Genomic DNA, 26912 nt, shown 5'->3' on the forward strand with positions numbered 1-26912 from the left:
GAGTCTATGGCCAGCGCGTCGAGCCTCCGCGCGCGGTATCACGGTCGTCGGCGAGGTGCTCGAGGAGCTCGGCGACGTCTTCCGGACTGCGCACCCGGTAGGCCGCAAGCGACCGGCCCTGCCCCACCTTCACGCCGACGTCGTCGGTCTCGAGGGCGGCGAACGCGTCTTCGTCGGTCACGTCGTCGCCGACGTAGAAGACCGCGCTCGCACCGGCGTGCTGCCGGAGGCGCGTGAGCGCCTCGCCCTTGTCGCTCGGTCGCACCGAGAACTCGAGCACGCCCTTGCCGCTCTTCAGGCTGAGCTCGGGGATCTCGCGCTCGACCCGTTCGCGGGCGACGCGTTGCAGGTCGGCGGCGACGTTCGCCGCCACCCGCCGGGTGTGCAGCGCCTGCCCGGCCGGCTTCCACTCGACCCAGGCGCCCTCGGCCCCTGATGCGACCTCTTCGAGGATGCGGGTCAGCCGTTCGAGCGCGGCGAGCTCGGCGTCGCGGAGGTCGATCGTCACGCCGCCCGTGTCGAGTTGCAGCTCGACCCCGTGCGAACCGCTCAGCAGGGTGCCGTGCGGCGGGTCGGCGACCTCCCGCAGGCTCTCGAGCGAACGACCCGACACGATCGCCACGCGCGTGTCGTCGGACGCGGCCAGCCGCTCGATCGCCGAGCGCGCCCGATTGGTGGCGCGCGCATCTTCGGGACGGTCGACGAGCGGGGCGAGCGTGCCGTCGAAGTCGAGCGCGACGAGCAGCCGCTCGGCGGTCGCGATGCCGGCGACCGCGGCGTCGAGGCTCTCGGGAATGCCCGGCGCGATGATGCCGGCGCCCGTGAGCGTCTTCAGGAAGGTCGCCGACCAGTTCGCGACGTCGTTCTCGCGGACCCGCCTGCGAAGCGCCCGCATGCGCCGCGAGCGTTCGCGGCGCGGCATCTCGACGGCCTCGACCATGGCGTCCTTCAGCCCGTCAATGTCGTGCGGGTTCACGAGCACGGCCTGGCGGAGCTCATCGGATGCCCCGGTGAACTCGCTGAGCAGCAGCACGCCGTCTTCGTCGAACCGGCAGGCGACGTACTCCTTGGCGACGAGGTTCATGCCGTCGCGCAGCGCGGTGACGAGCATCACGTCGGCGGCGAGGTAGAGCGCCACCATCTCTTCACGCGGATACCCGTGGTGGAGGTACGCGATGGCCTGGTGTCCGAGGGTCGAGTAGTCGCCGTTGAGGCGGCCGACCATGAGCTCGATCTCGTCGCGGAGCTGCCGATACGTCTCGACGCGCTCGCGAGACGGGCTGGCCACCTGCACGAGGGTCACGCCCTGCACCGACATCCGCTCGTCTCGAAGCAGCTCGCCGAACGCCTTCAGTCGGTGGCGGATGCCCTTCGTGTAGTCGAGGCGGTCGACACCGAGCATGATCACCTCGGGGTTGCCGAGGCTTTCGCGGATCTCGCGCGCCCGCGCCTGCACCTCGGGGCGCCGGGCGATCTCCTCGAAGCCCGCGGCGTCGATCGAGATCGGGAAGTGCCGGGCGACGACGTGGCGCACCTCGCCGGTGGCGTCGGGGACGTCGATGACGCTCCCGCGCGTCGCATAGCCGAACAGGCGGCGCACGGCGCGCGTGAAGTTGCCGGCGTCGGCCGCCCGCTGGAAACCGATGACGTCGGCGCCGAGCAGCCCGTCGACGACCTGCCGCCGCCACGGGAGCTGCGAGTAGATGCCGTATGCCGGGAACGGGATGTGATTGAAGAACCCGATCACGAGGTCGGGACGGCTCTCACGGAGCATCCGCGGCACCAGTTGCAACTGGTAGTCCTGCACCCACACGACGGCGCCCGGGGATGCCGCGCGCGCCGCCGCCTCGGCGAAGCGCCGGTTCACGCGCACGTAGGACTCCCACCATTCGCGGTGGAACGTGGGCGGCGCGATCACGTCGTGGTAGAGCGGCCAGAGGGTGTCGTTGGAGAACCCCTCGTAGTACTCCTCGAGCTCGGCGGCCGACAGCGGCACGGGGATGATCGAGATGCCGTCGTGCTCGAACGGGTCGAACTCGCGGTCGGCCACGCCGGTCCAGCCGATCCACGCTCCGTCGGCGGCGCGCATGACGGGCTCGAGGGCGGTGACGAGGCCGCCGGGCGAGCTCTTCCACCGTGTCTCGCCGCCCGGACCCTCGTCGTAGTCGACCGGGAGTCGGTTCGAGACCACGAGCATGTCGTAGGCGGCATCGACGTACAGGTCGTCGCGGATCGGTTCAGGGGCGTGCATATGACGGATGTCCCTCCAGGCGCTTCGTTCAGGCTAACAGCCGGACTCGAGGCCCCGGGAACCCCTCCGCGGCTCAGCCGAGGGCGGCTGCGGCGAACCCGATCGAGCGGATGCCCCGGCGCCTGCCGACCACGACGGCCGTGCCGATCACGCCCACGAGCCCGAACAGCGCCAGCACACCGGCAGCGGTCGCGACCGCTCCCCCGGCCGCTCCAGCGACGATGAGCTGCATGCCCTGGACCGCCCACGTGAGCGGCAGGAACGGGCTGATCACCTGATAGGGGCCACTCAGCACCTCGACCGGGTAGAGCCCGCCTGACGCGGTCAGCTGCAGGGCGACGAGCACGAGCGAGACGAGCAGTCCCGCGCGGCCGAGCCACACCGTGAGGAACGCGTGCAGCACGGTGAACACGAGCGCGAGCAGTGCGGCGAACGCGAGCGTCTGCGGCAGGACGGTCCACGCGACGCCGAGCGCGCCGTGCAGGAGCAGCACCACGGCGACGGCCTGCGCGAGAGCGAGGAGGCCGGCGCGTGCGAGTGTCCGCGCGACGAGTCCGCCCGTCGAGGCCGTGCTGCGCAGCACTTCGCGCCCGAACGGGCGGAAGACGAGGAAGAGCGCCATCGCGCCGAGCCACAGGCCGATCGGCACGAAGAGCATGCCGATGACCTCGCCGGTCGAGCCGATCTCGTGGTCGCGCGCCGCGTGGACCGTGACGGGTTCGGCGACGACGTCGGCGGTGGTGGCGGCGTCGATGTCGGTGAGCGTCTTCGCCTGCTCGGCCCCGGTGGTGAGCCCATCGGCGAGGGTCGTCGCGCCGCCGGCGAGCTGGGTGGCGCCGGTCGCGGCATCCGCTGCCCCGCCGTGGAGCGCGCCGAGACCGCCCGCGAGCTCGTCGATGCCGACGGCGAGGGAATCGATGCCCGAGGCGAGCTCGGCGCCGCCCGTGCGGAGGCCCTCCGACCCGCCGGCAAGCTGTTGTGCGCCGCCTGAGAGCTGCGTGATGCCGCTCTCGAGGGCCGGCAGGCCGGCAGCGCCCTGGGCGAGCGGACCGCCCTGCCCGGCGACGGCGGTCAGCCTGCCACTGACGGTCGCGAGCTCCGTGTAGAGCGCGGGCAGCGCTGCGTCGTCACTCGCATTCGCGAGAATTCGCGCGGTGACATCGGCGAGCTGGGCGCTGGAACCGTCGACGGCGGTCGTGTAGCCGCCGATGCCGGTGCCGAGCGCGCCGAGGCCGGTCGTGCCGGTCGCGAGCTGGGAGAGCCCGCCGGCGATGCCGTCGACCCCGGTGGTGTACTGCGCGACGCCGTCGGCGTAGGCGGCAGCACCGTCGGCGGTCGCCGACGCGCCGTTCGCGGCATCCGTCGCCCCCGAGGCGGCCGAGGCGACGCCGCTCGACAGCGTGCCGAGCCCTCCGGCCAGCGAGCCCGCTCCCGACGAGAGCTGCGTCGCACCGTCGGCGGCGTCGCCGAGCGCGCCGCCCATCGTCGCGAGGTTCGTGTAGAAGCCCTCGAGGTACTGGGCGGTGAGCTCGCGCCCGAACGTCGCCGACATCGCGTCGCCGACCGCCTGCGCCGCCGAGCCCGCGAGGTACGCGTGCGCGTCGTCGGTACGGATGTCGAGGTTCGCCTTCACCGGCGCCTCGCCGGAGAGCGAGGTGACCGACTCCGAGAAGTCGGCGGGGATGGTGAGCACCGCGTAGGCGTCACCCGAGGCGAGGAGCTCCGCGGCCTCGTCGTCGTTCGAGATGGTCCACTGGAAGCCCGACGTGTCGGGGTCGGTGAGCTCCGTCACGAGCTGCCGCCCGGCGAGCACGGGCTGCTCGGTGCCATCGGGCAGCGTCATCGTGACCATCTCGTCGTTGTTCACGACGACGGCCGGAACCGACTCGAGGTTGTCGCCCGAGTTGCCGAGCGCGCCCGAGACGAGGCCGGCGACCGCGAGCGGCACGGCGATCACGGCGGCGACGAGCACGCCGTAGCGCACCCGGCGCTGCGCGGGGGTCGAGCCGAAGAGGCGGGACAGTCGGGTGCTCATCGGAGGGCCTCCTCGGCGGCGGAAACGGGGTGAAGGGTGCGGATGCCACGAGCCGCGAGCTCGGGCGAGGCATCGGGCGTGACGGCGGCCGGCCCCAGACCGACGATCATCGTGACGGTCGCCGGCACGAGCGTGGCGATGGCCCGCCAGAGCTCGCCGCTGCCGGCGCCGGGGTCGTCGTCGAGGTCGATCGCGATGAGCCTGGGGCGCTCGGCGAGCGCCGCGGCGAGCGCGACGAGCGTGCGTGCCTCGACGCCGAGCGCGGCCAGCGGGGTGTCGGCGTCGAACCGCGGACCGTCGGGCCCGTGACCCGCGGCGGTCGCGGCACGGTCGCTCCACGAGCGCACGAGCGACGCCGACGGACCAAGGCGGTACCAGGCGCGCGTGGCGTCGAGGCGGGCGGCGATGAGCTCGCCGACGGTGCCGCCGGCCGAGGCATCCGTCGAGACCTCCGCGATCGCGACCCGGCGCATCACCCCGCCTGAGCCGGTGGGGAGCGGCGTGCCGAGCACCGCGAGGCGCCCGGAGACGGGCGCAAGGCGGCCGGCCACGGTCGCGGCCACGACGCGGCGATCGACGGGGTCGCCCTGGACGACGAGCACGCCGCCGACGGGGACCTCGACACCGAGCGGGCCGATGGGGCGTTCGGGCAGGCCGAAGACCGCGTCGTCGGCGTTGATCGCCGCGGGCCGGCCGGCCGCCCAGCGCTCCTGCTCGAGGTGGGCGCGCAGGCCCTCGCCCTCGATGTCGACGTTCGGCAGGCGCTTCTCGAGCCACTTCGGCAGCCACCAGGCGCCCTTGCCCGCGAGCGCCATCGCGGCCGGCACGAGGGTCATGCGCACGAGGAACGCGTCGAAGGCGACGCCGATCGCGAGCGCGAACGCGATGCCCTTGATCACTCCGGACCCTTCGGGGACGAACGCGAAGAAGACGAAGAACATGATGAGCGCCGCCGCGGTCACGACGCGGGCGGCGTGCTGGAAGCCGTGCACGATCGCCTTGCGCGGCTCGCCCGTCTTGACGAACTCTTCACGCATGCCCGAGACGAGGAACACCTCGTAGTCCATGGCGAGGCCGAAGAGCACCGCGAGGAGCAGGATCGGCAGGAAGCTCAGGATCGGCCCGGGCTGGACGTCGAGGAGTTCGGCGAACCACCCCCACTGGAAGATCGCGACGGTCGCGCCGATCGCGGCGAACGCCGAGAGCAGGAAGCCGAGCGCCGCCTTGATCGGCACGAAGATCGAGCGGAACACGAGCAGGAGCAGGAGGATCGAGAGGCCCACGACGATGAGCGCGAACGGCACGAGCGCGTCGTTCAGGCGGTTGGAGATGTCGATCGTCACCGCGGTGTAGCCGGTCACCGCGATCGGCGTGCCGTAGTCGGCCGCGATCTCGGGAGCGAACTCGCGGATGCGCTCGACGACGGCCTTCGTCTCGGGCGAATCGGGGGCGCTCTCGGGGATGACCTGGATGATCGCCGTGTCGGCGGTCTCGTTCGGCAGGCCCTCGCCCACGAACGCGACGTCGTCGAGTTCGGCGATGCGCGCACCGACCGCATCGAGGTCGTCGAAGATGTCGGTGGTCTGCGTGATGTCGACGGTCACGGTGAGGGGCCCGTTGTAGCCGGGCCCGAACCCGTTCTCGATCAGCTCGAACGCCTCGCGTTGCGTGGAGCCCTCTGGCTCGGATGCCCCGCTCGGGAGGTTCAGGTCGAGGCTCGCGGCCGGGATCGCCGCCGCGCCGAGGAGACCGACGACGATGACGAGGAAGACCACGGGCGCCTTCAGCACGAGGTCGACCCAGCGCCGCCCCATGGTGCGCTTGCCGGTGTCGTCGTCGGCGTTGGCGCGGCGATGCGCGCGGCTGCCGGGCTTCGGCACGAGGCGCCTGCCGAACACGCCCATGAGCGCGGGCAGGAGCGTCACGGCGCCGGCGACGGCGATGAGCACCGCGAAGGCCGCGGCCACGCCCATGACGCTGAGGAACGGGATGCCCACGATCAGCAGGCCGAGCAGCGCGATGATGACGGTGAGCCCCGCGAAGACGACCGCGCCGCCCGCGGTCGCGACCGCCTCGGCCGCACTCTCCTCAGGGTCTGCTCCGCGGGCGAGTTGCGTTCGATGGCGCGACAGGATGAAGAGGGCGTAGTCGATGCCGACCGCGAGGCCGATCATGACCGCCAGCATGGGGGCGGTGCTCGACACGGTGGTGAACGCCGCGGTCAGTGAGATCCCGCCGAACGCGGCGGCGACGCCGACGAGTGCGGTGAGCAGCGGCATGCCGGCCGAGAGCAGCGAGCCGAAGGTGATGAGCAGCACGACGCCCGCGAACAGCACGCCGAAGACCTCGGTGATGGTGAGGCCGAAGGTGGTGTCCTGGAACACCTCGCCGCCGAAGGCGACGGTGAGGCCTGCGTCACGACCCGGGTCGCCGGTGGCCGTGACGGCCTCGACCGACTCGGGCGTGACGTCGGTGGTGGGGCCGTCGAACTGCACCTGGATGTAGGCGGTGCGCGCATCGTCGGAGACCTGGTCGCCCGCGTACTCGTCGAACGGCCCGAGCACGTTCGCGACGCCGTCGACCTGCTCGAGCCCGGCCTCCATGGCCGCGATCGCGCTGCGGTACGGCTCGGATTCGACGGATGCCCCATCTGGCGCCTCGACGACGGCCTTCGCCGATGCGCCAGACGTCTGCGGGAACACGGCGGCGAGCTGGTCGATCGCCGTCTGCGACTCGGTGCCGGGGATCGCGTAGGACTCCTGGAGCTGGCCGCCGAGCCCGAGCCCGGCGCCGAGGAGCGCGCCGAGTGCGAGCACCCAGGCGGCGATGACGTACCAGGCCCGCCGGAAAGCGAACCGGCCGATGCGGTGGAGGAGGAGTGCCACGGGTGTGTCTCTCAGTCGTTGCGAGGGCGGGCAGCGGGGTGCGCGGGGGCGAGGAGTTCGGCGAGCACGGCGCGCATCGCCACCTGCATCTCGTCGTCGGCGAGCAGCTGGTCGTCGTCGACGAACGAGCGGCCGGCCGTGAGCAGGAATGCCGCGCCGCCGAGCGCGACGCCGAATCGCACCTGGTCGGTCACGCTCTCGCGCTGGTCGCTGATGGCCTCGGCGAGCCGGCGGACCGCCGCGTTCGCCCTGGCGATGATCGGCAGGTGGGAGAGGCTCGGCCCCTGGATGATGAAGACGTGCACGGCCTGCCGATTCTCGATGAGCAGGTCGACGATGCGGTCGACGAGCCGCCGGCGACGTTCGCTCGAGCGACCGGAGATGAAGTCGTCGAGCACGGCCTCGAACTCGGCGATGGCCGGCTCGATCGCCGCCTCGAGCAGGGCTTCCTTGGAGGCGTAGTGGTAGAGCACGCTCGATTTGGAGTAGCCGGCACGGTCGGCGATGTGCTGCAGCGACGAGGCGGCGAAGCCGACGGTCGCGAATTGCTCGAGGGCGGTCGCGCGCAGCTCTTCACTGGCGCGCACGCGGGACGACGGTTGGGCATCGGCTGGCATGACCTCGACCGTACTTGACCGATCGGTCAGCTTCTGCACGATCGGTCAGATTCACGGATGACTCCCAGCGGCAGCACCCCGCGCGGTAGCGTTGCGGCATGCGCAAGTACCTCTTCAGCGGAGCCGTGATCACCGCCGTCATCAGCGGCATCGGTGTGGTGCGTACCACCCTTGCCGGGCCTCGCGACTGGCGACTGCTGCTGATGTGGGTGTCGTGGGCCGCCAGTCTCGCGATCGCCATCGGCACCGTCTCCGAAGAGACGAAACGCCCCGATCTGGGCGAATAGCCGCACCGGCCTCGCACTGCGCGGCGTGTCTTTCGCGTTCCCACGGGACGTGCCCGAGACTGGGACGAACGACCCGAAATGCCACGCACCGACTGAGAGGGGCCACCGATGTTCCGCCGCTGGCGCCGCGCACGGCTTGCCGCACAGGCCTCTGCCCACGCTGCTGCACCGACGCCGCGCCCCACCGCGGCCGACCTCCGCGGCGAGCACATCTTCGAGCTCCTGAACGCCAGGCTCTCGGAGTTCATCGGGCCGGGCGGCGGCTGGTCGCTCGTGCGTCGCACCGACGGCGACACCGACCGCATCTTCCACGCGATGCTCACGCACCAGATCGCGGCAGAGCTCACTCGCGCGATCCTCGACGAGCGCGACACGGTCGCCCACGTCGTGCCCGCGGGTGAGGAGTCGATGGTGCTCGGCTGGGAGCCCGCACCGCTCATCGTCTGGGCCGACCCGGTCCCTGCGCCGGCCGACGCCGCCGACGACCCCCGCGACGGGCGCCGAGCTGCCGACGATCGGCGCGAACGCCCGCCTCGAGGCCCGCGCCGCCTGACCGCCCGGCGCCGCCGATCCAAAATCGCCGTGCGATTGTTGTACGGCCGCAGCGCGAAGCCGCTCTTCCGTCCCTCGTAGCGTGATTCACGGGCATGCCGCCCGATCCACGCCTCGAGAGGGAGACCGATGAGCGCCGCCCAGAGCACCTCGCACGACGCATCCGACACCGCAGCGATCGGTGCCGGCACCGCCGATGCCGCACCCACACGGCGTCGCCGCAACACCGCCGGCGACCTCGCGCAGATCGCGGTCTTCGCCGCGCTCATCGCGGCGCTCGGGTTGCCGGGCGCCCTCTACCTCGGCGGCACGGCGGTGCCGATCACGTTCCAGACCCTCGGCGTGATGCTCGCCGGCGCGATCCTCGGTGCTCGCAAGGGGTTCCTCGCGGTCCTGTTGCTCCTCGCCCTCGTCGCGGCGGGCCTGCCGCTGCTCTCGGGCGGACGCGGCGGTCTCGGCGTGTTCGTCGGTCCGTCGGTGGGCTACCTCATCGGGTGGCTCCTCGGGGCGCTCGTCATCGGATGGTTCACGGCGCGACTCCTTCCCCGCTACCGCGTGCTGCCCGCGCTCGGCGCGACGGCCCTCGGCGGAATCGTCGCGGTGTACCTCATCGGCGTGCCGGTGTTCGCCGCGAACACGGGAACACCCCTCGGCGTGGCCCTGCTCGGTTCGGCCGTCTTCCTCCCGGGCGACCTCGCCAAGGTCGTCGTCACGGTGCTCGTCGCGAAGGGCGTGCATCGCGCCTGGCCCGGCCTCATCGATCCGCAGCCGTGGCCCTGGCGACGGAACGCGGCACCGGCCGGCGCATGAGCGAGTGGCTGCGCGGCTCGCGCGACGACGTCGCCCTCGCGTTCGGCGGCGACGTCGTGCGCTACGGCGAACTCGCCCGCTCGGTCGACGCGGCCGCACTGCCGCCGGGTGACGGTGCGATCGGATGCCCCGCCGGCACCGATCCCGTCGTGCTCATCACGACCGTGCTCGCCGGTCTCAAGCGGGGGCGCCCCGTGCTCGTCGGCGCCGCGCAGGCCGACCGACTCGCCTCGGCACTGCCTCCCGGGACCGAGCTCGCGCTCCTCACCTCCGGCTCATCCGACCCGACGGGCGCGCCGCGCGTGGTCGCCCGCACGAGCACCTCGTGGCTCGCCTCGGCTGAGCCGCTCGCGCGACTCGCCGCACTCCGTGCCGAGGACCGCATCGCGGTGACCGGGCCCCTGCACGTGTCGATGCACCTGTACGCCGCGCTGCACGCGCTCTGGCTCGGAGCATCCGTCGGCGACGCCCTCGCCGACGCGACGGCGATGCACGTGACGCCCACCCGGCTTGCGCGACTCCTCGAGCATCGCGCCCTGCCGCAGAAGGTCATCGTCGCGGGCGCGGCCCTGAGCCCGTCGCTGCGAACGGCGGCGGCCGGCCGCGGCATCCGCCTCACCGAGTACTACGGCGCCGCCGAGTTGTCGTTCGTGCTCGCGGGCCGCGGCGGCGGACTCGCGCCGTTCCCCGGCGTCGAGGTCGAACTTCGACCGGATGCCGCGGGTGACGAGCTCTGGGCCCGGTCACCGTACCTCGCGCTCGGGGTCATCGGCGGCGGCATGCTCCGGCGCGACGATGACGGCTTCGCCACGGTCGGCGATCTCGCCGAGCCCGCCGAAGACGGCTCGTTCCGCGTGCTCGGCCGGGGTGAGGCGGCCATCACGACCGCCGGTGCGACGGTGCTGGCCGAGCAGCTCGAGGCGCGCATCGTCGGGCTGCCGGGGGTCGTCGCGGCCGGCGTGGTCGGCGAACCGCACGAGCTCCTCGGTGAGCGGATCGTCGCGGTCGTGGAGCTCGCCGACGGCGTCGACCTCGCCGGGGTCGTGGCAGCGGCCCGGGCTGGCCTCTCCCCCGCCGAGCTGCCGCGACGGTGGTTCGTGCACGCCGTGCCGCTCACCGCGTCGGGCAAGGTGGCGCGCGGCGTGCTGCGCGAGGCGCTCACGGCCGGCACGCTCGATGGGAGCCGGACATGACGAACGCACCCGTGATCGTGGCTGCGAGGCGCACGGCGATCGGCACCGCCGGCCGCGGCCTCGCGGCCCATACGGTCGACGCGCTCGCGGCGCCGGTGCTCGCCGCGGTCGCTCAGGCGGTCGCCCCGGCGGGGATCCCCGTCGACGATGTCGTGCTCGGCAATTGCATGGGACCCGGCGGCGACGTCGCCCGCGTCGCCGCACTCCGCGCCGGCCTCGGCGACCAGGTGCCGGGCGTCACAGTCGACCGCCAGTGCGGCTCGGGCCTCGACGCGGTCATGCAGGCTGCAGCCCGGGTGCGAGCGGGTGATGCGGGTCTCGTGATCGCCGGCGGCGCGGAGTCCGCGTCGACCGCGCCGCATCGCCGGTGGCCCGACTCCGGCGAGCGCTTCACGCGCGCTCCCTTCGCGCCGCCCGGCTTCGCCGACCCCGACATGGGTCCGGCCGCCGACCGGCTGGCGGCCATCCGGGGCATCCCCCGCACACGACAGGATGCCTGGGCGGCACGGTCGCACGCGCGCGCGGTCGCCGCCCAGTCCGCCGGGGTCTTCGACGCGGAGATCGTGGGCCTCGACGGCGTCGGCCGAGACGATCGGCCGCGCGCCGCGATGGACCTCGCGCGCCTCGCTCGCTTCACGCCGGCGTTCCCGGGCGACGCTTCGGGCGCCGGCACGGTGACCGCGGGCAACTCCTGCGGCTTCTCCGACGGCGCCGCCGCGATGGCCGTCACCACCGAGGCGATCGTCCGCGAGCTCGGCTTGCCCGCCCTGCGGGTGCGGGCCATGGCGGTGACGGGCGGCGACCCGGCGCTTCCTGGGCTCGGGGCGGCTCCGGCCGCGCGCCGGGCCCTCGCGCGAGCCGGCATGACGGCGGCCGACCTCGGCTTCGTCGAGATCACCGAGGCCTTCGCGGCGCAGCTGCTCGCGGTCAGCGACGAGCTGGCCCTCGACGAGGACCTCATCTCCGCCGACGGCGGCGCCATCGCGCTCGGGCATCCGTGGGGGGCATCCGGTGCCGTGCTCCTCGTGCGCCTCGCCGCTCGCATGCTCGCCGCCGATGACGACCGCCCGGGCCTCGCGGCGTGCTCGATCGGCGGCGGCCAGGGCATCGCGATGATCGTGGAGCGTGCCGCATGAGCGAGATCGTCTTCGAGCACGTGAGCCACCACTTCGACGCCGAGGCGGTCGTCGACGACGTCTCGCTGACGCTTCGCGAGCACCGCATCGGCATCGTCGGCGCGAACGGCTCGGGCAAGTCGACGCTCGCGCGTATGGTCAACGGGCTCGTCGCACCCACGGCGGGCCGGGTCACGGTCGACGGCCTCGACCTCGCCCGGCACGGCCGCGAGGTGCGACGACGGGTCGGCTTCGTCTTCACGAACGCCGACAACCAGATCGTCATGCCGACCGTTCGCGAAGACGTCGCCTTCACGCTGCGCCGCCACAGGCTCAGTGCAGCGGATGCCGCGACCCGCGTCGACGCCACGCTCGAGCGCTTCGGGCTCGCCGACCTCGCCGACCGTCCGGCGCACCGCCTCTCGGGCGGCCAGAAGCAGTTGCTCGCGATCGCCGCGGTGCTCGTCGCGGAGCCCGCGGTCGTCGTGGCCGACGAACCGACGACGCTCCTCGACGCGCGCAATGCCCGGCGCATCGCCGAGCACTTCGACTCACTCGAACAGCAGCTCGTCGTCGTCAGCCACCAGCTCGAGCTGCTCGAGTCGTTCGACCGTGTCATCGTGATGGAGGGCGGTCGGGTCGTCGCCGACGACGAGCCGCGCATCGCGCTCGGCGCCTACCGGGCACTGATCGGGTGAGCGGCTGCACATGATCGGCATCTTCCATCCCGGCACCTCGCTCGTGCACCGCACGCCGGCGCTCGTGAAGCTCGGCCTGCTCGCCGTGCTCGTGACCGTCATCGCGTTGCAGGGTTCGCTCGTGGCGCTCGGCGGGGCATCCGTGCTCGTGATCGGGCTGTTCCTGCTCGCGAGGGTCCCGTTCGCGCTCGTGTGGCGGCAGCTCGTGCCGATCATCTGGGTGCTCGCGTTCGCGGTGCCGGTACAGGTGCTGTTCGGCGGATGGGAAGCCGCCGCCGTGATGGCGGTGCGGCTCACGCTGGCGGTGGCGCTCGCCGCGATCTACACCCTCACGACCCCCGTGACCGCGACGCTCGACGCCATGCAGGCGCTGCTGCGACCGTTCCGCCGATGGATCGACGCCGACCGCATCGGGCTCGTGCTCGCCCTCACCATCCGGTGCGTGCCGCTCCTCGCCGAGCTCGTGCGGGAGGTGCTCGAGGCGCGCAAGGCGCGCGGGGCCGAGGGGTCGATCCTCGCGCTCGCGGTGCCCGTGATCGTGCGGGCGCTCCGGACCGCCGAGCACCTCGGCGAGGCGCTCGTCGCGCGCGGCTTCGACGACTGACGCCAGGTTCGTTCGCCGCGAGACCGCCGCGACGCCGATGTCGCACCGACCCGACAGACTGGTCGTCGGCCGACCGAGGAGAGCACTTCGAATGATGGGCATCACCCACGCGACGAGCGGCGCCGCCGCGTGGATCGCGATCACCGGCGCCATGCCGATCCTGAGCCTCGGGGCGTACCCGCTCGACCCCGTGGGCGTCCTCGCCGGCACCGCGGTGTGCGCGGGCGCTGCGCTCCTGCCCGATGCCGACCATCACAGCGCCACGATCGCCCAGGCGGTGCCCGTGCTCGGCCGCATGACCGCCTCGACGATCGGTGCGCTCTCCGGTGGGCACCGCCACGGCCTGCACTCCCCCATCGGCCTCGCGATCGTCGCCGCAGGCGCGTGGGCGCTGACGCTCCTGACCCTCGCGACCGACGAGTTCGGCACCATCGCGATCGGCGCCGGCATCGGCGCCGCGGCGCTCACCTGCTTCGGCTTGAAGGCTCGCGGATTCGTCGGGTCGTGGACCGTGGCCTGGCTGCTCGGGGCCCTGCTGGGCGCGTTCATCGTGGTGTTCGCGCCCGATCAGGTGGCGTGGTTCCCGCTCGCGGTCATGGTCGGCTTCCTCGCCCACCTGGCCGGCGACTTCCTCACCACGGGCGGACTGCCGGGCCTCCTCTGGCCGTGGGTGCCGCGACCGCCCGAGCTGCTCCGGCCGGTGCCCGTGCTGAACCGGCTGTGGCTGCCCAACGGCTACGTCGCCCTGCCGCTGCTGGGCGACACCGGCTCGTTCCGCGAGACCGCGTTCGGCGCCGTCCTCGCCGTGTACTGCTGCTCGGGCTTCGCGTTCGAGTGCCTCCGCATGGCCGGCGTCGATCTCTTCGCGCTCGGATGAATCGGTGCGAAGCGCTCCGAACCGGCTTGGCGCATGAAAAAAGCCCCGAACCTGGCGAGAGGTTCGGGGCTTTCAGTGCACCCCCCGGGACTTGAACCCGGAACCCACTGATTAAGAGTCAGTTGCTCTGCCAATTGAGCTAGAGGTGCGTGATTCGGGCCTTTGCGGACAACCCGAACCGAGGGACCACGTTATCAGGAGAACCGCCGGTTACGCCAATCGAGCCCGAAACCGGCGCGTCGGTGGCGCTTCCTAGACTGAGGCCCGTGAATGAGACCGGTCCAGCACCCTCGAGCGGCTGGCGCGGCGGCCTGCGTGTGGGCATCGGCCTCGGTATCGGGGCCTTCGCGCTCGCCGTCAGTTTCGGCGCGTTCGCCGTGACGAACGGATGGCCGGCGTGGCTCGCGATCGTCATGTCGGCCGTCACGTTCTCGGGGTCGGCGCAGTTCGCGCTCGTGACGGCCGCGAGCGGCGGGAGCATCGCCGCCGGCGTCGGCGCGGCGGCACTGATCAACGCACGGTTCATCCCCATGGGCGCGGCATCCGCCCGCTCACTCCACGGCGGGCCGGTGCAGCGAGCCTTCGAGGGGCAGGCGGTCGTCGACGGCTCCTGGGTGGCGTCGCAGCGCGGCGACGGCACGCTCGATCGCACGAAGCTGTTCGGTGCAACGCTCGTGCAGTGGCCCGCCTGGATCGCGGGCACGGCCATCGGCGCCCTCTTCGCACCCTCGACGGAGTTCATGCGCGAGTTCGGGCTCGACGTGATCTTCCCCGCCTTCTTCCTCGTGCTCCTGCTCGATGCGCTTCGCGGCCGGCCGCGACTCGTGCTCATCGCCCTCGTGGCGGCCGTGATCGCCGCAGTGTGCGCGCTGGTGCTGCCGGGTGGCGTGGCCCTGCTCCTCTGCGGCCTGGCGACGGTCCTCGCCGCAGCGCGCACCGTGAGGGCGACTGAATCGTGACCGGCCTCATCATCGCGGTGATCGCGCTTGCGCTCATCAACATCGTGTACAAGGGCGTCGGGCCGGCAGTGCTCGGCGATCGTGTCTTCCCGCCACGCGTGCAAGCGATCATCGACGCACTCCCGGCCGCGCTGCTCGCCGGACTCGTCGTCGTGAACCTCCTCGGCGAGCGATGGGCCGAGGCCGACGCAGGCATGGTCCCCGGGCTGGTCGCGGCGGCGACGGCATGGTGGTTCCGCATGCCCCAGCTCGGCTGCGTCGCAATCGCCGTCGTCGTCACGATCCTGGTGCGACAACTCTGAACCCGACGGGTGCGGCCCGTCGATAGTGTGGTCCGGTGACCGATCACGCCGCCGACCTCGCACTCGCCCTCGAACTCGCCGACCTCGCCGACGCCGTCTCGCTCCCGAGATTCCGTGCGATCGACCTCGACGTGCAGACGAAACCCGACCGAACGCACGTGACCGAAGCCGACCTCGCCGTCGAACGTGCGCTGCGCGGCCGACTCGCCGAGGTACGGCCGAACGACGGCGTGCTCGGCGAGGAGTTCGGCACCGAGGGCGACACCCATCGCCAGTGGATCCTCGACCCGATCGACGGCACCGCGAACTTCCTCCGCGGAGTCCCGGTCTGGGGCACCCTCATCGCGCTCGCGGTCGACGGCGTGCCGGTCGTCGGCGTCGCCTCCTCGCCCGCGATGGCTCGCCGCTGGTGGGCGGCGACCGGCATGGGCGCCTGGACGCGTTCGTCGGCCGCCGAGCTCGGCGCGAGCGAGGGCGCGTCGGATGCCGCATCCGGTGCCTTCCCCGACGCGCACCGCCTGCGCGTGTCCGGCGTCGCCGCGCTCGGCGATGCCGCCCTCAGCTTCCAGAGCCTCGCGCAATGGCGCGACGCGGGCTACCTCGACCAGCTGCTCGACCTGGCGCAGCGCGTGTGGCGCGATCGCGCCTACGGCGACCTCTGGGCGTACATGCTGCTCGCCGAGGGACTCATCGACATCGCGGGCGAGTTCGACGTGAAGCCCTACGACCTCGCCGCGATCGTGCCGATCGTCGAAGAGGCCGGTGGCCGCTTCACCTCGGTGACGGGCGATCCGGGGCCGTGGCACGGCAGTGCGCTCGCAACGAACGGCCTGCTGCACGACGCGGTGCTCGACGTGCTCGCCGACTCCGCCGGCGCGGCCGACGCCGAGGGGAGCTGACGCCGTGGAGGTCTGCATCTTCACCGAGCCGCAGCAGGGCGCGAGCTACGAGGAGCAACTCGCCCAGGCCGGCGCCGCCGAACGGCTCGGCTTCGACGGGTGGTTCCGCTCCGACCACTTCCTCGCGATGGGGGCGGGCGAGGGGCTGCCGGGGCCGACGGATGCCTGGACCACCCTCGCCGGGCTCGCCCGCGAGACCCGCCGCATCCGGCTCGGCACCCTCGTCTCCTCGGCGACGTTCCGTCACCCGAGCATCCTCGCGATCCAGGTCGCCCAGGTCGACGCGATGTCGGGCGGCCGCGTCGAGCTCGGCCTCGGCACAGGCTGGTTCGCCGAGGAGCACGCCGCCTACGGCATCCCGTTCCCAGAGAAGCGCTTCGGCCTGCTCGAGGAGCAGCTCGAGATCGTCACGGGGCTCTGGTCGACGCCGGTCGGCCGTCGATACGACTTCGCGGGCGAGCACTACACGCTCGAGGGCTCGCCCGCACTGCCGAAGCCGGCACAGCCTCGCGTGCCCATCATCGTGGGCGGCAACGGTCCCCGCCGCACCCCTGCCATCGCCGCGCGCTACGCGAGCGAGTTCAACATCGGCTTCCGTGGCGAAGATCGCATCGCCGAGACGTTCGAGGGCGTGCGTCGCGCCTGCGGGGAGATCGGCCGTGATGCGTCGACGCTCCGCACGACCGTCGCACTCCCGACGGTCGTGGCGACGAACGACGCCGACTACCTTCGACGCCTCAGCGCCATCGACGCCGACCCCGATACCTTCGCCGAGGTCAACGTGGCCGGTTCACCCGACGTCGCCACCGAGAAGCTCCTGCGGCTCCGCGATCTCGGCGCCGACCGTGTCTACCTGCAGCTCGTCGACCTGCGCGACCTCGACCATCTCGAACTCATCGCCGCCGAGGTGCTGCCGCACGTGCGCTGATGGGGAGCCCACCCCATCGCGCCGAGGGCGGAGGCCCCGATAGGCTGGCGCCGAAACTACCGGACATCACGGGGGCACCGGTCTATCTGCGGCCCCGTGCGCCGCCTTCCATCCGAATCGAGAGGCCCTGTCGTGTCCCCTGCTCCACGCCGCGTGCTCACCCGCGCGCTCATCGCCCTGACCGCCCTCGCGGTCGCCGTTCCGCTCACCGGCTGCGGCATCGTGCGCGACCTCCTGCCGGGTGGCGGGGCGCCCCAGCCCGAGCGTGACGAGACCAGCCAGGAGATCGTCGAGGAGGGCCAGGCCGACGTCTTCGCCCTGCGCGTCGGCGACTGCATGAACGAGGTCTCCGAAGAACTCGTCTCCGAGGTGCCGGTCGTGCCCTGCGACCAGCCGCACGATGAAGAGGTCTACTTCGACTTCACGCTCCAGGGCGATGAGTTCCCGGGGGAAGACGCCGTGCAGACCGAGGCCGACACCAGGTGCCAGGCCGAGTTCGACGCCTTCGTGGGCCTCGCCTACGACTCCTCGACGCTCGACTTCTACGCCTACCGCCCGTCGGAGGAGAGCTGGACCCAGCTCGACGACCGCGTCGTCTCCTGCGTGATCTACGACCCTGCCGGTCAGGTCACGGGCACCCTCGCTGGGGCGGCATACTGAGCTCGCCCCGCGCCGGTCGAGCGTCCATGATGGGCCGGATGCCTCGCAACCGGCCCATCGCGGCACTCGCGCTCGCGATCGCCGCAGCGGCGCTCGCCGTGAGCGGCTGCAGCGGCGGGTCCGCGCAGCCGTCGACTCCCCCGACGCCACCGAGCGCATCCGCGAGCAACGCACCGACGGCACCCGCTCCCACCGGCGCCCGCCCCGAGCCGCAGCAGTCGTCGGGCGACACCGCGCCTTTCGTCCCGGCCGTCGGCGACTGCCTCGACGCATCGAAGGAGCACGGACTCTCGCCGTCGTCGGTCGTGCCGTGCGAGGAGCCGCACGACGACGAGGTCTACGCGCAGTTCGACCTCGACGGCGGCGGATTCCCCGGCGACGACGCCGTGGCGCGCGCTGCCCACGACGCGTGCGCGAGCCGGTTCGAGGCGTTCGTCGGCATCGCCCACGCGGACTCGGCACTCGAGTTCTACACGCTCCATCCGACGACGGAGTCGTGGAGCACCTCGGGCGCTCGAACCGTTTCGTGCATCATCTGGAACCCCACCGACCACGTCACCGGATCGCTCGAGGGCGCTGCCTACTGATCGCGGGGGGCCCGCAGGCGGCGCCCGTCCGCCGGCGCGTCAGCCCGTCGTGCCGGGAAGCGCGCCGCCTTCGCGTGCCTCGGCCCAGAGGTCGACGCCGGCGTCACCGGCGAAGCCGTCGATCTCGGCGAGCTCGTCGGCGCTGAACTCGAGGCGGTCGAGGGCCGCGACGTTCTCCTCGAGCTGCGCGACGCGGCTGGCCCCGATCACGAGGCTCGACACGCGCTCGTCGCGCAGCGCCCACGCGAGCGCGAGCTGCGCGAGCGACTGTCCGCGACGCGTCGCGATCGCGTCGAGTCCCCGGATGCGCTCGAGCGTCTGCTCCGAGAGCATCGAACGGTCGAGCGAACCGTCGGTCGCCGCACGTGAGCCTTCCGGAATGCCCGCCAGGTACTTGCCGGTGAGGAGGCCCTGGGCGAGTGCGGTGAACCCGATGACGCCGAAGCCGAGGTCGGCCGCGGCGTCGAGGAGCCCCTCGGTCTCGATCCAGCGGTTCAGCATCGAGTACGACGGCTGGTGGATGAGCAGCGGCGTGCCGAGCTCGGCGAGCATGCCGGCGACCTCGCGGGTGGCTGCAGCGCTGTACGACGAGATGCCGACGTAGAGGGCCTTGCCCGAACGCACGGTCTGGTCGAGCGCCTGCGCGGTCTCCTCGAGTGGCGTCTCGGGGTCGGGCCGGTGCGAGTAGAAGATGTCGACGTACTCGAGTCCGAGCCGCTCGAGCGACCGGTCGAGCGACGCGATGAGGTACTTGCGGCTGCCGCCTACGCCGTACGGGCCGGGCCACATGTCCCAGCCGGCCTTCGTCGAGACGATGAGCTCGTCGCGGTGGGATCCCAGATCGCTCGCGAGCAGGCGGCCGAAGTTCGACTCGGCGGCGCCGTAGGGCGGCCCGTAGTTGTTCGCGAGGTCGAAGTGCGTGATGCCGAGGTCGAAGGCGCGGCGCACGATCGCGCGCTGGTCGTCGAGTGGCCGATCGTCGCCGAAGTTCTGCCAGAGCCCGAGCGAGAGGGCGGGCAGCTTCAGTCCCGAGCGGCCGACGCGGCGGTACGGCATGCGGTCATAACGCTGTGGATCGGGAAGGGAAGTCACCCGCCCATCCTGTTCCCGCAGCGCGGGAGTCGCAAACCCGCCGGAGACGACGAAAGCCGCCCGATGGGCGGCTTTCGCTTCCACGTGTGCGACAACGGCCGATGGTGGAGATGGGGGGAATTGAACCCCCGTCCATCGCTGTGATTCCACGCCTTCTCCGGGCGCAGCCTGTGTGAGCGTTCTACTCGGCCCCGACCTTTGCCACAGGCGTCTAGGTCGACAGGCCCAGCCTGATGAAGTCCCGCGTGTCGCTCAGGCGACGACACGCAGCAAGTTCCCTAGATGACGCCAGCTACCGGGGCGGGAACAGACCCGCGGGCTGACGGACTATCGAGCTCGCTTATGCAGCGAGGGCGAAGTCAGTGCGCTTTGAATTGGCACTTATGTTTTTCAGAGATCGTTAACGAGATAACCCTGAATCCTCGGCCCGCTTCTCGTGGGTTCGCAGGCGATGTCGAAACCGATCATCCCCATGTCACGCCGTACTGACGAGTCAGTCTGGCGGGCCGTTGTCACACACTGTGGAGTTTTCAAGCCCGGGCGCCGATCGTTGAATCGGATTGTGCCCGGCCTTACAGTCTAGAACAGGCGCGGCCGCTCCGCCATTCCCGAGCGGATGACCCAGGAGGTCCATGTGGCTACCGTCATCGCCGTTCGCGGCAACGCCGAACAGCGCATCGAGCCCGAGCTCGGCGCGGTGTCGCTCTCGGTCGGCGTTTCCGAGGCCGAGCGGAACGTCGCGATGAGCCGCACCACCGAGGCGCATGAGCGGCTGATTGCCGCGGTGCGCGAGCTCGAGGCATCCGGGGCGCTCGACTCCTGGTCGGCCGGACAGCTGCGAGTGTGGGCGCACCGGCCGTGGAACGCCGAGGGCAAGCAGCTCCCCATGGTGCACCAGACGAGCGCGGAGATCGAGGTGGTCTTCACCGACCTCGCGAAGCTCGGCGAATGGGTGAGCCGGGTCTCGATCGGCAATGCGGTCGCCCTTGGAGGCATCGATTGGCGATTGACGGATGCCACGCGCAAGCGCGTGCAGGAGCGCGCACAGCGCGACGCGGTCGCCGATGCGGTCGCGAAAGCCGCGATCTACGCGTCGGCCCTCGGCCTCGGCGCCCCGACCCCGGTCGAGCTGGCCGATACGGGCCTGCTCACGGCGCACCCCGTGCCGCAGGGCGGCGGTGAGCGGATGTTCGCGATGCGCGCGGTGGCCGACACGAGCGGGGGCGGCGCGGAGTTCACGCCGGCCAAGCTCGTGATCGAGGCATCCGTCGACGCGAGGTTCTCGGCCGACCCGGCGTGATGCTGCCGGTCAGGCCTCGTCGACGAGCAGCGTCTCGAGCGCGGCGAGCTCGCCGAGGCTGAGGCCGGCGGCGAGGAGGTACGAGCGGGTCGAGCCGTGCTCGCGCTCGATGGTCTCGATCACCCCGTCGATGGCCTCGCGGGGACTGCCGCCCATGAGCGTGCGGAGCTCGGGGCTGTCGGGCACGCCGTAGCGGCCGACGAGGGTGACCATCTCTTCGAGCCACTCGCCCGCGAGGTTCGACTCGGTGCGCACGTAGTCGTCGATGACCGCCTCGCGGTCGACGCCGACGGCCAGGAGCGCGAGCGCGACGACCACGCCGGTGCGGTCTTTGCCCGCGGTGCAGTGCACGACGACGGCACGGTCGCCCGCGCTGGCGATCTCACGCAACGCGCTGACCACGATCGAGGCGTGCTGGGTGACGATGCGGTGGTAGAGCGCGTCGAGCGAGATGCCGCCCGCCCCCTGCGAGGCACCCGAGCCCTCGAAGACCGGGAGCCGCAGCACCTCGACGTCGAGGCCGTCGAGGTCGTCGGGCATCACCGCCGCCTCGTTCTCGTCGCGGAGGTCGATGACGATGCCGACCCCGAGCTCTCGCAGCTGGGCGCGACCCGCCTCGCCCAGGCGATGCAGTCCGTCGGAGCGGAACAGCACGCCGTCGCGCACGGTGCCGGTGGCGGCCGGGAGCCCGCCCACATCGCGGAAGTTGTAGGTGCCGGGAACCGGGATTCGCGTCGAGGTCTCCATCGCGATGAGCCTACCCCCGACGCCGGACACCCCGGATGGGATAGCTGAGGAGTGCTCGTGCAATGGACGCCACCTCGGGTACGCTGTGGCTCACGAGGTCGGGGGACGTGGGGGCCGCAATGGCATGGGCGAACCGGGGCGCGCGCGTCGAAGCCGGCCCGAGCGAACTCGGGAGGCATGCCGGTTCCCGGAGTCCGCGTCGCGGCTCCCGCATTCCTTCGCGTCTGCTCTCGCTGGGGGCCGCGCTCCTCCTCGTCGTCGTGAGCGTTCCGGCCGGCGCATCGTCACCGGCCGCAGCCGCGGATCCGGTGGGGTGCAGTTACGGCACGCCCGGCCCGTCGGCGAATTCGATCTGCTGGCTCGACCTGACCGCGTTCAACCAGGCGGTGGCGGGTTCGTCGGCCGGGCAGAACATGGCCATCTCACTTCGCGGGGGGTACACGGCCACCTTCAACTTCCACGTCACCGGTGCCACGTACACCACGTCGGCGTTGCCGCGCGGGAGCGGATACCTGGGCCGGGGATCTCCTGACGCCGCCAACGGGTACCCGGTGCCGTCGTATCTCGGCACGACCGGGAGGCCGGCGATCGGTCGGAGCATGCTCGGCAGTTCGGTCGCCGAGGTTCGCAACTTCCAGATCCTCGATTCGGCCGGCCTGCCCGTCTCGGGCTACGCGTTGGTCTCGGCTGACGCCGAGTCGACGGCCAACCAGGAGACCCTGACGTTCACGTCCAACACGTCCATCTCGAAGATCACCGGGTTCGGGCAGGGATGCAACGCGCAGATCAGCGGCTTGGGAACGACGACCGTGCAATGCCGAGGACTCACCAACTCGTACCCGGGCGCGTATGGAACGGCGCTGTTCCGCTCGGTGAACTCGACGTTCATGAGTGCTCGCATGGCCGACAACACCAACATCGGGGTGCAGGCGGTCGCGTTCGGAGTCCAGCTCGCGGCGATCAGGTTGAACAAGACCGTCGCCAGTCGCTTCAACCCGTCGGATTCGTTCGAGACCAGCGTGACCTCCCCGCAGGGCACGACGCTCGGAAACGCGACGACGGGGGCCGCCGGCACCACGTCGTCGACGGGCGTGGCCGAAGTGATCCCGCCCGGCGCCGGGCAGTCGTACACGCTCTCGGAGGCGATGAGCCCAGGTTCCGCGAGCCCCCTCGCGGCCTACCTCACCTCGTGGAGCTGCAGCAACTCCAGGCCCGGTGCGTCGACGGTCCTGCCTTCCGGGTCCGGTACGCAGAAGGCCATCGTCCCGCAGGTCGGCGACGACATCGTCTGCACCATCACGAACACGGCGCAGGCGCCGGCGATCGGCGCGGTGAAGTCGGCGTCCCCGTCGGATGCGGCCAGCTTCACGGTCGGCAGGCTGATCACCTACACGTTCGTCGCCACCAACAGCGGGAACGTCACCCTGACCGACCCGACCATCAGGGAAGGCACCTTCACCGGCTCCGGCACGCTGTCACCGATCGCGTGCCCGCCGACCCCGTCGCTGGCCCCGGGCGGGCAGCTCACCTGCACCGCCACCTACACGATCACCCAAGCCGACGTCGACCAGGGCGAGATCGTCAACGACGTGACCGCAACCGGCACACCGCCCGCCGGACCCGACGTGGTATCGCCACTGGCGACCGTCACCATCCCCGGAGACCAGTCACCGGCGATCACGCTCGTGAAGTCCGCCGCTCCGACGCAGGTCACCGCAGCCGGTCAGACCGTCGCCTATTCGTTCGTGGTGACCAACACCGGCAACGTGACCGTGCATGCCGCGTCGGTGACGGAGACCGCCTTCAGCGGGGCCCGTGCGGCACCGGTGATCTCGTGCCCGCTCGCCGCGGCATCCCTCGTGCCCGGCGCATTCGTGACCTGCACCGCGCCCTACACCGTCGCGCAGGCGGATGTCGATGCCGGCCAGATCACCAACACCGCGACCGCGACGGCGAGTGCGCCGGATGGCTCACCGGTGAACGCGGCTCCCGCCGACGCGATCGTGACGGCCGCGGCAGCACCGGCGATCGCGCTGGTGAAGACCGCCGCTCCGACGCAGGTCACCGCAGCCGGTCAGACGGTCACCTACTCGTTCCTCGTGACCAACGCCGGCAACGTCACCCTGCACGCCGCATCGGTGACCGAGACGGCCTTCAGCGGGACCGGTCCCGCACCGGTGATCTCGTGCCCGTCCGCCGCGGCATCGCTCGCGCCCACCGCGTCCGTGATCTGCACCGCGCCGTACACCGTCACGCAGGCGGATGTCGATGCCGGCCAGATCACCAACACCGCGACCACGACCGCCAGTGCGCCGGATGATTCAACCGTGAGCTCGGCCCCGGCCGACGCCGTCGTGACGGCACCGGCCGCAGCGGCGATCGGCGTGGTGAAGTCTGCGTCCCCGTCGGATGCGGCCAGCTTCACGGTCGGCAGGCTGATCACCTACACGTTCGTCGCCACCAACACCGGGAACGTCACCCTGACCGACCCGACCATCAGGGAAGGCACCTTCACCGGCTCCGGCACGCTGTCACCGATCGCGTGCCCGCCGACCCCGTCGCTGGCCCCGGGCGGGCAGCTCACCTGCACCGCCACCTACACGATCACCCAAGCCGACGTCGACCAGGGCGAGATCGTCAACGACGTGACCGCAACCGGCACACCGCCCGCCGGACCCGACGTGGTATCGCCACTGGCGACCGTCACCATCGCGGGAGACCCGCCACCGGTGGACACCCCGTCGCCGTCGCCGTCGCCCTCGCCCTCGGCCGCCGCGATGGCGACGACCGGACTGACCATCCACACACAGCTTCTGCTCTTCGTGACGCTCACCGGTCTCGGGATCATCGCCATCGTGGTCAGCCGGCGTCGGCGGTCGACGAGCCAGAGGCGACCTGATCGGGCCGAGCCGGAGCAGTCGAAGCGGTACTCCTAGTCGCCGAGGTTGCGGCGACTCGCCATGGCGCGGTCGGCCTCGCGCTTGTCTTGACGCTCGCGCAGGGCCTGGCGCTTGTCGTACTCGCGCTTGCCCTTCGCGACCGCGATCTCGACCTTCGCCCGGCCGTCGGTGAAGTAGATGCGCAGCGGAACGAGGGTGTAGCCGCCCTCTTTCGTCTTGTGGCTGATCTTCACGATCTCCTGCTTGTGCAGCAGGAGCTTGCGCTTGCGACGGGGCGAGTGGTTGTTCCAGGTGCCCTCGGTGTACTCGGGGATGTGCACGGCGTCGAGCCACATCTCGCCGCCGTCGATGAACGCGTAGCCGTCGACGAGCGACGCACGACCCTCGCGCAGCGACTTCACCTCGGTGCCCGTGAGCACCATGCCGGCCTCATAGGTGTCTTCGACGGTGTAGTCGTGGCGTGCCTTGCGGTTGGTCGCCACGACCTTCTGACCGCGTTCCCTGGGCACGACGAGCTCCTCGTTTCGATTGGATGCTGCGACAGTGGCCGCGGCAGCCGTTCAGTCTAACGGATGCCGCGGCATCCGCTCGCCGTACTCCGACGTCGAGGAGTGCTCAGACCTTGAGGTACCGGGTGATCGCGATGCCCGCCGACACTGCCGCGAGCAGCACGCCGACGAGGATGAGCAACGGCACCACGAGCAGCGCGTCGGTGAGGTCGACGAAGGTGAACGAGAGACTCTCGGAGAGATAGCCCTGCACGAAGAAGTACACGATCGCAACCACCGCCCCGCCGGCGAGCAGCGAGCCGATGAGCCCCGCGAAGACGCCCTCGAGCACGAACGGCGTCTGGATGAACCGGTTGGATGCCCCGACGAGTCGCATGATGCCGAGCTCTCGCCGTCGCGAGAACGCCGACAACCGAATGGTGGTCGCGATGAGCAGCGCCGCCGCGACGAGCATGATCGACGCGATCGCGATCGCCGTGTAACTCGCCGCGTTGAGCACGTCGAAGATCTGGTCGAGGTATCTTCGTTGATCGACCACCTGCTCGACGCCCACCATGCCCGCGAGGCTCTCGACGAGCACCGCCGATTGCGACGGGTCGACGAGGTTCACCCAGAACGTCTCGTTCAGCACCTCGGGCGTGACGTAGTCGGCGGCAGGCGTGCCCTCGAACTGCTCCTGGAAGTTCTCGTAGGCCTGCTCGTGGTCTTCGAAGTAGAACTCGTCGATGAACGGCGAGAGCGTGTCAGAGCTGAGCTGCTCCTCGATCGCGGCCTTCTGCTCCTCGGTCGCCTCGCCGTCGGTGCACCCCGCGGTCGTCGAGACGGCCGTGCAGAGGTACACCGCGACCTGCGCCCGGTCGTACCAGTAGTTCTTCATCTGCGCGATCTGCAGCTGCAGCAGGGCCGCCGTGCCCACGAAGGTGAGCGAGATGAACGTGACGAGCACGACGGAGACGACCATCGAGGCGTTGCGCCGGAGGCCGTTCGCCGCCTCGGAGAGTACGAGACCGAGCCTCATTTCGTCGGCCCCACTTCTTGATCGTCGTCGCCTTCCCGGGGGCCTCCCGGGGCCCTGAGTCCCAGCCGTTCGGCGAGGGTCAGATGCGGGGATGCCGCGGTGGCGGTCTTCTTCGTGCCGGTCCTGCCTGCGCCCTCGGCGTCGGCGTCGTCGCCGTCGGCGCGCGTGATGGGCACCGACGCGGTCGCGGCAGCCGTGATCGCGGCCGCGGCATCCGTCACCTCGTCGCGCTCCTCGGGCTCGACGTAGAGCGGCGGCGCCTCGCGCATGACCTCGGCGTTGACCTTCGGAGCGGCCGACGTCATCGGCTCGGCAGCCACGATCGGCTCGGCGGTCTCGTCGTCGCCGGGTTCGCGGAGCGCGGCGCCGTAGCCGGCGCTGCGCTCGTCGCGCACGATGTCGCCGGCCGAGAGCTCGATGACACGGCGCTGCATCTCGTCGACGATGCCGGCCTCGTGCGTGGCCATGACGACCGTGGTGCCACCGGCGTTGATGCGTTCGAGGAGCGTCATGATGCCGGCGCTCGTCACCGGGTCGAGGTTGCCCGTGGGCTCGTCGGCCAGGAGGATCTGCGGCTTGTTCACGATGGCGCGCGCGATGGCGACACGCTGCTGCTCGCCACCGGAGAGCTCATGGGGCATCCGCTTGCCCTTGCCGTCGAGGCCGACGAGCTTCAGCGTCTCGGGCACCGCCGACTGGATGAAACCGCGCGACTTGCCGATGACGCGGAGCGTGAACGCGACGTTCTCGTAGACGTTCTTGTTCGGCAGCAGCCGGAAGTCCTGGAACACGACACCGAGGTGGCGGCGGAAGTACGGCACCTTGCGACTCGAGATCGAGCCGAGGTCTTGGCCGAGCACGTGGATCTTGCCCTTCGACGGCTTCTCCTCCTTGAGGATCAGCCGGAGGAAGCTCGACTTGCCGGACCCGGAGGCGCCGACGAGGAAGACGAACTCGCCGCGGAGGATCTCCACCCCAATGTCGTTCAGGGCGGGCCTGGACTGGCCGGGATAGGTCTTGGTGACGGAGTCGAAGCGGATCATCGCCATCGAGCCTAAGCAGCGACGCGGTGAATCGGTGCAACGAC

The 26912-nt window shown here is 71.3% G+C and carries 25 protein-coding genes, 1 tRNA gene and 1 other RNA gene; 16 read left to right on the forward strand and 11 right to left on the reverse strand.

Annotation, left to right across the window (positions count from 1 at the left end; all coding sequences use genetic code 11):
• Positions 1-4: 4 nt before the first annotated feature.
• The 4 genes from QFZ26_RS01445 to QFZ26_RS01460 all read right to left on the reverse strand — a co-directional run bounded on the left by QFZ26_RS01445 (position 5) and on the right by QFZ26_RS01460 (position 7788).
• Positions 5-2251, reverse strand: coding sequence for a bifunctional alpha,alpha-trehalose-phosphate synthase (UDP-forming)/trehalose-phosphatase (locus tag QFZ26_RS01445; RefSeq protein WP_307038705.1), 2247 nt, complete (start codon positions 2249-2251; stop codon positions 5-7).
• Positions 2252-2324: 73 nt separating this feature from the next.
• Positions 2325-4286 (reverse strand): YhgE/Pip family protein, encoded by a 1962-nt coding sequence (locus QFZ26_RS01450; protein ID WP_307038706.1) that lies wholly within the window; start codon positions 4284-4286, stop codon positions 2325-2327.
• A complete protein-coding gene (locus tag QFZ26_RS01455; protein WP_307038707.1) occupies positions 4283-7171 on the reverse strand; it encodes an MMPL family transporter in 2889 nt (962 codons plus the stop codon). The genes QFZ26_RS01450 and QFZ26_RS01455 overlap by 4 nt, the downstream gene beginning before the upstream one ends.
• An 11-nt stretch (positions 7172-7182) precedes the next feature.
• Positions 7183-7788, reverse strand: coding sequence for a TetR/AcrR family transcriptional regulator (locus tag QFZ26_RS01460; protein ID WP_307038708.1), 606 nt, complete (start codon positions 7786-7788; stop codon positions 7183-7185).
• A 98-nt stretch (positions 7789-7886) separates the two neighbouring features.
• Between QFZ26_RS01460 and QFZ26_RS01465 the strand changes: the two genes are divergently transcribed.
• From QFZ26_RS01465 to QFZ26_RS01500, 8 genes are all read left to right on the forward strand, one after another.
• Entirely contained in the window at positions 7887-8075 is a 189-nt protein-coding gene (locus tag QFZ26_RS01465) for a hypothetical protein (protein WP_307038709.1), read from the forward strand.
• 108 nt (positions 8076-8183) lie between these two features.
• The gene (locus QFZ26_RS01470; RefSeq protein WP_307038710.1) at positions 8184-8708 is read left to right on the forward strand and encodes a hypothetical protein; all 525 of its coding nucleotides are present in this window, start codon (positions 8184-8186) and stop codon (positions 8706-8708) included.
• 48 nt (positions 8709-8756) lie between these two features.
• Entirely contained in the window at positions 8757-9437 is a 681-nt protein-coding gene (locus tag QFZ26_RS01475; RefSeq protein ID WP_307038711.1) for a biotin transporter BioY, read from the forward strand.
• A complete protein-coding gene (locus QFZ26_RS01480) occupies positions 9398-10630 on the forward strand; it encodes an AMP-binding enzyme (RefSeq protein WP_307038712.1) in 1233 nt (410 codons plus the stop codon). Before QFZ26_RS01475 ends, QFZ26_RS01480 begins: the two co-directional genes overlap by 40 nt.
• Positions 10627-11766 carry a thiolase family protein gene (locus QFZ26_RS01485; RefSeq protein WP_307038713.1) on the forward strand — a complete coding sequence of 380 codons (1140 nt, stop codon included), beginning with the start codon at positions 10627-10629 and terminating at the stop codon, positions 11764-11766. The genes QFZ26_RS01480 and QFZ26_RS01485 overlap by 4 nt, the downstream gene beginning before the upstream one ends.
• Entirely contained in the window at positions 11763-12443 is a 681-nt protein-coding gene (locus QFZ26_RS01490; RefSeq protein WP_307038714.1) for an energy-coupling factor ABC transporter ATP-binding protein, read from the forward strand. The genes QFZ26_RS01485 and QFZ26_RS01490 overlap by 4 nt, the downstream gene beginning before the upstream one ends.
• A gap of 10 nt (positions 12444-12453) precedes the next feature.
• Positions 12454-13047 carry an energy-coupling factor transporter transmembrane component T family protein gene (locus QFZ26_RS01495; protein WP_307038715.1) on the forward strand — a complete coding sequence of 198 codons (594 nt, stop codon included), beginning with the start codon at positions 12454-12456 and terminating at the stop codon, positions 13045-13047.
• Positions 13048-13138: 91 nt separating this feature from the next.
• Positions 13139-13924: a metal-dependent hydrolase gene (locus tag QFZ26_RS01500; protein WP_307038716.1), complete on the forward strand. Its 786-nt coding sequence runs from the start codon at positions 13139-13141 to the stop codon at positions 13922-13924.
• 76 nt (positions 13925-14000) lie between these two features.
• Here QFZ26_RS01500 and QFZ26_RS01505 read toward each other — a convergent pair.
• Positions 14001-14073: transfer RNA gene (locus tag QFZ26_RS01505), tRNA-Lys, on the reverse strand.
• A 117-nt stretch (positions 14074-14190) separates the two neighbouring features.
• On the opposite strand from QFZ26_RS01505, the gene QFZ26_RS01510 reads away from it, so the two are divergent.
• The 6 genes from QFZ26_RS01510 (at position 14191) to QFZ26_RS01535 (ending at position 18259) form a co-directional block, all read left to right on the forward strand.
• Positions 14191-14883 (forward strand): AzlC family ABC transporter permease, encoded by a 693-nt coding sequence (locus tag QFZ26_RS01510; RefSeq protein WP_307038717.1) that lies wholly within the window; start codon positions 14191-14193, stop codon positions 14881-14883.
• Positions 14880-15185, forward strand: coding sequence for an AzlD domain-containing protein (locus QFZ26_RS01515; RefSeq protein WP_307038718.1), 306 nt, complete (start codon positions 14880-14882; stop codon positions 15183-15185). Before QFZ26_RS01510 ends, QFZ26_RS01515 begins: the two co-directional genes overlap by 4 nt.
• 35 nt (positions 15186-15220) lie before the next feature.
• Positions 15221-16084 carry an inositol monophosphatase family protein gene (locus QFZ26_RS01520; protein ID WP_307038719.1) on the forward strand — a complete coding sequence of 288 codons (864 nt, stop codon included), beginning with the start codon at positions 15221-15223 and terminating at the stop codon, positions 16082-16084.
• 4 nt (positions 16085-16088) lie between these two features.
• Entirely contained in the window at positions 16089-17012 is a 924-nt protein-coding gene (locus tag QFZ26_RS01525) for an LLM class F420-dependent oxidoreductase (RefSeq protein ID WP_307038720.1), read from the forward strand.
• A 132-nt stretch (positions 17013-17144) separates the two neighbouring features.
• Positions 17145-17672 (forward strand): septum formation family protein, encoded by a 528-nt coding sequence (locus QFZ26_RS01530; RefSeq protein WP_307038721.1) that lies wholly within the window; start codon positions 17145-17147, stop codon positions 17670-17672.
• A gap of 38 nt (positions 17673-17710) precedes the next feature.
• Positions 17711-18259: a septum formation family protein gene (locus tag QFZ26_RS01535; RefSeq protein WP_307038722.1), complete on the forward strand. Its 549-nt coding sequence runs from the start codon at positions 17711-17713 to the stop codon at positions 18257-18259.
• Between the two features lie 39 nt (positions 18260-18298).
• Here the strand turns inward: QFZ26_RS01535 and mgrA are convergent, their stop codons facing one another.
• Complete coding sequence (mgrA, locus tag QFZ26_RS01540; protein WP_307038723.1) at positions 18299-19351, reverse strand: L-glyceraldehyde 3-phosphate reductase; 1053 nt, start codon at positions 19349-19351, stop codon at positions 18299-18301.
• A 102-nt stretch (positions 19352-19453) separates the two neighbouring features.
• Positions 19454-19823: a transfer-messenger RNA gene (gene ssrA, locus QFZ26_RS01545) on the reverse strand.
• A 162-nt stretch (positions 19824-19985) separates the two neighbouring features.
• On the opposite strand from ssrA, the gene QFZ26_RS01550 reads away from it, so the two are divergent.
• Complete coding sequence (locus QFZ26_RS01550) at positions 19986-20651, forward strand: SIMPL domain-containing protein (RefSeq protein WP_307038724.1); 666 nt, start codon at positions 19986-19988, stop codon at positions 20649-20651.
• 9 nt (positions 20652-20660) lie between these two features.
• Here QFZ26_RS01550 and QFZ26_RS01555 read toward each other — a convergent pair whose 3' ends face one another.
• The gene (locus QFZ26_RS01555) at positions 20661-21398 is read right to left on the reverse strand and encodes a tyrosine-protein phosphatase (protein ID WP_307038725.1); all 738 of its coding nucleotides are present in this window, start codon (positions 21396-21398) and stop codon (positions 20661-20663) included.
• A 260-nt stretch (positions 21399-21658) separates the two neighbouring features.
• Between QFZ26_RS01555 and QFZ26_RS01560 the strand changes: the two genes are divergently transcribed.
• The gene (locus QFZ26_RS01560) at positions 21659-24334 is read left to right on the forward strand and encodes a DUF7507 domain-containing protein (RefSeq protein WP_307038726.1); all 2676 of its coding nucleotides are present in this window, start codon (positions 21659-21661) and stop codon (positions 24332-24334) included.
• On the opposite strand, the gene smpB is transcribed toward QFZ26_RS01560, so the two are convergent.
• From smpB to ftsE, 3 genes are all read right to left on the reverse strand, one after another.
• Positions 24331-24807 (reverse strand): SsrA-binding protein SmpB, encoded by a 477-nt coding sequence (gene smpB, locus QFZ26_RS01565; protein WP_307038727.1) that lies wholly within the window; start codon positions 24805-24807, stop codon positions 24331-24333. The two genes, QFZ26_RS01560 and smpB, sit on opposite strands and share 4 nt — an antisense overlap.
• A 106-nt stretch (positions 24808-24913) precedes the next feature.
• Positions 24914-25825 carry a permease-like cell division protein FtsX gene (gene ftsX, locus QFZ26_RS01570; protein WP_307038728.1) on the reverse strand — a complete coding sequence of 304 codons (912 nt, stop codon included), beginning with the start codon at positions 25823-25825 and terminating at the stop codon, positions 24914-24916.
• Complete coding sequence (gene ftsE / locus QFZ26_RS01575) at positions 25822-26868, reverse strand: cell division ATP-binding protein FtsE (protein WP_307038729.1); 1047 nt, start codon at positions 26866-26868, stop codon at positions 25822-25824. Before ftsE ends, ftsX begins: the two co-directional genes overlap by 4 nt.
• Positions 26869-26912 lie beyond the last annotated feature (44 nt).

This window comes from Agromyces ramosus (genome assembly GCF_030817175.1).
Lineage (GTDB): Bacteria > Actinomycetota > Actinomycetes > Actinomycetales > Microbacteriaceae > Agromyces > Agromyces ramosus_A.

Excerpts from the sequence above, each read along its gene's own strand:
- QFZ26_RS01445 (WP_307038705.1), bottom strand. The coding sequence starts at position 2,251 with ATGCACGCCCCTGAACCGATCCGCGACGACCTGTACGTCGATGCCGCC.
- QFZ26_RS01450 (WP_307038706.1), bottom strand. The coding sequence starts at position 4,286 with ATGAGCACCCGACTGTCCCGCCTCTTCGGCTCGACCCCCGCGCAGCGC.
- QFZ26_RS01460 (WP_307038708.1), bottom strand. The coding sequence starts at position 7,788 with ATGCCAGCCGATGCCCAACCGTCGTCCCGCGTGCGCGCCAGTGAAGAG.
- QFZ26_RS01465 (WP_307038709.1), top strand. The coding sequence starts at position 7,887 with ATGCGCAAGTACCTCTTCAGCGGAGCCGTGATCACCGCCGTCATCAGC.
- QFZ26_RS01470 (WP_307038710.1), top strand. The coding sequence starts at position 8,184 with ATGTTCCGCCGCTGGCGCCGCGCACGGCTTGCCGCACAGGCCTCTGCC.
- QFZ26_RS01475 (WP_307038711.1), top strand. The coding sequence starts at position 8,757 with ATGAGCGCCGCCCAGAGCACCTCGCACGACGCATCCGACACCGCAGCG.
- QFZ26_RS01485 (WP_307038713.1), top strand. The coding sequence starts at position 10,627 with ATGACGAACGCACCCGTGATCGTGGCTGCGAGGCGCACGGCGATCGGC.
- QFZ26_RS01490 (WP_307038714.1), top strand. The coding sequence starts at position 11,763 with ATGAGCGAGATCGTCTTCGAGCACGTGAGCCACCACTTCGACGCCGAG.
- QFZ26_RS01495 (WP_307038715.1), top strand. The coding sequence starts at position 12,454 with ATGATCGGCATCTTCCATCCCGGCACCTCGCTCGTGCACCGCACGCCG.
- QFZ26_RS01500 (WP_307038716.1), top strand. The coding sequence starts at position 13,139 with ATGATGGGCATCACCCACGCGACGAGCGGCGCCGCCGCGTGGATCGCG.
- QFZ26_RS01535 (WP_307038722.1), top strand. The coding sequence starts at position 17,711 with ATGCCTCGCAACCGGCCCATCGCGGCACTCGCGCTCGCGATCGCCGCA.
- QFZ26_RS01555 (WP_307038725.1), bottom strand. The coding sequence starts at position 21,398 with ATGGAGACCTCGACGCGAATCCCGGTTCCCGGCACCTACAACTTCCGC.
- ftsX (WP_307038728.1), bottom strand. The coding sequence starts at position 25,825 with ATGAGGCTCGGTCTCGTACTCTCCGAGGCGGCGAACGGCCTCCGGCGC.
- ftsE (WP_307038729.1), bottom strand. The coding sequence starts at position 26,868 with ATGATCCGCTTCGACTCCGTCACCAAGACCTATCCCGGCCAGTCCAGG.